Here is a 3,700-nt window from a genome sequence, read left to right as displayed (position 1 = left end):
AGCCCCACCTTTGGCCAGATTATATCAAACAGGCTTATGTATTCAGGCAGAAAAACAAACGGCACAGTAGCCCCGCCGAAGGACATGCCGCAGTTCCAGATCCTATACGACGGGCCCAGGAGGTTCATCGCAAGAATGGCGTGGGATATCTACGACTATGTGGGCGGGAACACCACGGCGTCAAACATACCACTTGTTAGACTAATTATCACTATAGACTTCGACAAGGTAAAGAAAGTTGTTGTAGAGATAAAGGAAGTCAAATCACTCCTAGACAGCAAGGTAGGCACCAACATGACGGTGCAACTCAGCAACAGAGGCGAGAAAGACCTCGGCAACGACGCGGCGGGCTACGCTCCACAATACTGGCACTTCTTCACCCAGGGCACATGCGGCGCACTTGATACAGCCGCGGAGGGACAGCCGACCGTTTATAACTATGCCGACTGGCCGGTGGCGGACAAGTGGGGATACGTCAGGCCTCCAGACGGCAGACTGGCCGATGTGAGCTGTTACCGGCCCCCCTCTGGCTTCACATATGACGTAATCCAGTCGTACAACCCCAACGTGGGTAAGGTATTCTTCGCCGCTTTCTGGCCCTCTCTAAACGACTGGACCGGGTTGGGCTTTCCGATACGCTGGAAGAGCATGCACGGATCAGATCCACACTACATAGACTACAACCAGAAGCCGAGCCCCATAAGGCCTTACTATATCGCCGAGTGGGACTTCCAGCTATACGCCTATGACCTATGGAGAGGATCCCCCAATGAATACCCAGTGCAGTTCCGCGCCGTTGCCATATACGGCATAGTTGATTCACATGACATAACGACGATGAATTACAAAAGCACAATTGATAGAGAGGCGTTGTACCTACTCAAGCAGTACTTTAACCCCTACGACTTGGTAAAAGCCTCGGAGAAGGACACAGCCAGGTGGGTAAACTTCTTTAACTTGACAATGCCTGGCTCCAGGACACTATACATACCTCAGAGACTCCTAAAGCCTGATGGCACTCCAACAAGTGGCTTTGTGCCAGTACCCGCTTCATGGTATCACGACGTTGATGGGTTAACCAATCAAAATGACTGGTACGCCTACTCCACCTTTGCAGAAAGAGTAATTAGGAACGGTATTCTGATACCACCGGGCACCAGTACATACCAAGAGATCACTAGTAAGCTTCGCGGGTTTGGCAACACTACCTACATAAACATCACATTTGCACAACCTGGCTACTACAAGGTGTTGTTCTCGACAGATTACAAGTGCATCGGCGAGTACTCATACATAAATGTCACATACATTGTAAATGCTACGCCGACTACTTACATTAACAGGACCACTGCGCTGTTGATTATATGCTATAAAGATATTATTAACGGGTTCAACTTTACCGAGTACATACGTGTAAATGGCACATATTACAACTTGGGCAACTGGAGAGTTGTGAAGCCCAATGGCTGGACCTACATCTTCTACAACAGATCTCGTGTACTTATTAAGGATCCAAACATTTACTTGGACTATGCGGCTTATGATAGGGCTTCTCACTTCCTTGCGCGTGGAGCGTATGAGTGGATTATTGTTGGTAGGGAGTCTCACCCGGTTGACTCGGCTGGTGCCGCGGCTGTCTCTGAGGCATTTGACTCAATTAAGAATATCGCTGTGCAGTGGACTGGGCTTGATGCTAAGTTGCTTGATTTGAATGTGCCTTATGTGTTTAGAGAATTTATTGCCCCGGCGAGCGGGCCTATCGTACCAAACTACTACTACAACTACGCCGCTGGTGACTACAGAACTGCGTTGAAGGACGACTGGAGTAAGACTGTGCCAATTGCGAGTAGCAACATGATATTTGTAGGCGGTCCGCTTGTGAATCTAGGCGCTGAGTACTTTAACGAGTTCGCGCCGCTTGTGTTCGCCAGCTGGACTGGGATGGTGGTCACCGGCGCAGAGGCGTACAGAGGTACCGTGGTGATGCCCACGGGCAGGTTCCACAGATTTGGCTCGCCGTGGGTCTGGGTGATGCCTGGCGACTGGGGTGCCACTTTCGACGGCAAACAGAAGAATGCTACAGAGACCGCGAGGCGGGGCGAGGGTGTTGTCTACGTGCATAAGGATCTCAACGGCACTGTTGGGCTGGTGATTTACGGCTTCTCTGGTGAGGACACCTGGGCTATTGCGCAGAGCTTCTTTGAGCCTACGTGGATTACGTGGTATAGGAACGGCAAGCAGGTGCAGAATTATACTACACTGCTACAGGTGCTTCAGGAGCTGAATGAGGGTACTGTTGGTATAAAGATAGTAATTACGTGGGTGCCGACACTGCCTGGTGGTGATCCGCATCCAAGGCTGAGGATTGTTGAGAACTTGGGCACAATCAGCGAGAAGCCGCAACACCCAGATCCGTAAATGAATAGGTTTTTTCTAGTTTCCCTCGTTTTTTTATTTATTCTTCTCTATCTTGTTTTTTGGTTTATCTCCAGTGCTGGTGGTCAGCGTGTTCTTACTGTTACCCACGTAATTACTGAAACCCGCACAGTAGTTGAGACTGTTGCTGTGTCTGTGGTGAGGGAGCCGGTTTTCGTCTCTGTGCTGGATCCTGCAGATGTCTCTCTTTTTTCTGGGTTTAGAGATGTTTCTGTGTCTGTGGCTAACGCGACGGGGCCTTATTCTTTTCTCCAGTCTGTTCTTGGGGCGAGGTTGCTGGGGGCGAGGGTAGATGTGGTGGTTGGCTACTGGGGTTCTACCTTTGCCGATTTGGCCGAAAACGGGTATCTAATTCCGCTTAATCTTACGGGAGGTGTTGTCTATCGTGGCCGGGTGGTGGGTGTCCCAGTGGACTACGGGGTGCCGCTTGTAATCTGCAGAGGTGCGCCGCCGCCTCGCAGTGTACATGAGTTACTTAACTTGTCGAGGAGCGGCGGGCTGGCGGTTGTGGCTGATCCCGTCGTGCTATCTTCTGTTGTCTACAGCTTGGGGGGGAGTTATTTCAACGGCTCGCCGAGGGCGTTGCTGAGCCGTGATACCGTACGCGGTTTTGAGGCTGTGGAGCTCTTGCTGAGAAATGACCCAGGCGATCCTTTTAACTACACTAGGCAGAGATCCTTGTTTAACAATGGCTCTGTGAGGTGTCTCTTGGATCTTTGGTGGGTTTCTAAGCCGTTGCCCAGCGGCTACACCGCGTATATTTTTTATAACAAGTCTCTGGCTTATGTAAAAGCCGCTTTTGCCTTGTCGCCTCGCGGTGCTGAGTTCCTTCAGCGGTACGGAGACAAGTTACTTATAAAAAACAGAAGTTTTGACATTGCCCTTGGCAGAGTAGAGCCTATACCTGTCTATAGGCCGGGTGCCTATGATCCTCTTCTGCCGGGCGTGAGCTACGCTACCTATCTAATCTACCGAGGAACAGAGCCAACGCAAGCGCTGAAGCAGGTAGTTAGACAATTAACTCAGTGAGTGCGGCGAAAGATTTAAATACGCCCCATTTCATTGTTCTATGGAGAGAATAAGGGTGGTAGTGAGAGAATAAGGGTGGTAGTATATGTGGCGCTGATATTAGCGGTTGCGGTGTTTGCATATGCACAGACGTATGATCAGGGGCAGAAAGCTGGAAGACCTATAGAGCCCCTGGCTGTTGGCCCCTATGATAATGGAATATGTTTGAGCAACGGTGTTATAAAAGTTGGCTTTA

General features: G+C 50.2%; 3 protein-coding genes. All 3 read left to right on the top strand.

Going from position 1 to position 3,700, the window contains the following annotated elements:
* On the top strand, positions 1 to 2,418 hold a 2,418-nt coding region (locus ACP5J3_RS11945; RefSeq protein WP_428495896.1), incomplete at its 5' end, for a hypothetical protein.
* A gap of 147 nt (positions 2,419 to 2,565) precedes the next feature.
* The gene (locus ACP5J3_RS11940) at positions 2,566 to 3,465 is read left to right on the top strand and encodes a hypothetical protein (RefSeq protein ID WP_428495895.1); all 900 of its coding nucleotides are present in this window, start codon (positions 2,566 to 2,568) and stop codon (positions 3,463 to 3,465) included.
* A 33-nt stretch (positions 3,466 to 3,498) separates the two neighbouring features.
* Positions 3,499 to 3,700 (top strand): hypothetical protein (locus ACP5J3_RS11935; RefSeq protein WP_428495894.1); only part of this gene is annotated, 202 nt, incomplete at its 3' end.

The organism is Pyrobaculum sp. (assembly GCF_049971835.1).
Classification (GTDB): Archaea; Thermoproteota; Thermoprotei; order Thermoproteales; family Thermoproteaceae; genus Pyrobaculum.
The sequence above is the reverse complement of the archived record's forward strand: the minus strand, read 5'-3'. Positions and strand labels throughout refer to the sequence as shown.